Raw genomic sequence first — 570 nt, 5'->3', positions numbered from 1 at the left:
CCCCGCGCCCGCCCCACCGCGCCCTGCCTCCGCGCGCGGAGGCCGCGCCGGTTCGTCCAGGCCCAGCAGCAGCAGGCTGCCCGCGAGGAACAGGCCGCCCGCCAGGAAGAAGGTGCCCGCCACCGACAGCGCGCGGATGACGGCGGAGGACGCGAACAGCGCCGCGACGAACACCAGGTTCGACGTGGCATCCAGCAGCGCGAACAGGGTGGCGCGCTGCCTGGCGGGCGCGAAGTCCGCCACCATCGCGTTGGACACAGGCGCCGCGCTGCGCGACAGCAGCATCTTGAGGATCATCACTGCGGCGAGCGGCTGCGGGTCGTCCACCAGCGCCACCGCCGGCACCATCAGCGACGTGACGAGCGACAGCCCCACCACGAAGGGCTTGCGCCCATGGCGGTCCGACAGCGCCCCCAGCACCGGCTGCACGAAGATGGGCAAGAGCGCCCCCACCGTGTAGAGCGCGCCAATCTCCTGGAAGCCCAGCCCGCGCTCGCGCAGGTACAGCGGCATCACCGGGTTGAGCAGGCCGGAGGCCGCCATGCCCAAGAGCCCCGAGCCCAGCATCAC

General features: G+C 73.0%; 1 protein-coding gene. It reads right to left on the bottom strand.

The window, feature by feature from the left end; genetic code table 11:
* On the bottom strand, positions 1 to 570 hold a 570-nt coding region (locus tag D7W82_RS39810; RefSeq protein ID WP_147439789.1), incomplete at both ends, for an MFS transporter.

Source organism: Corallococcus sp. CA049B, from assembly GCF_003611685.1.
Lineage (GTDB): Bacteria > Myxococcota > Myxococcia > Myxococcales > Myxococcaceae > Corallococcus > Corallococcus coralloides.
This window is presented reverse-complemented; position numbering and strand designations above follow the sequence as displayed.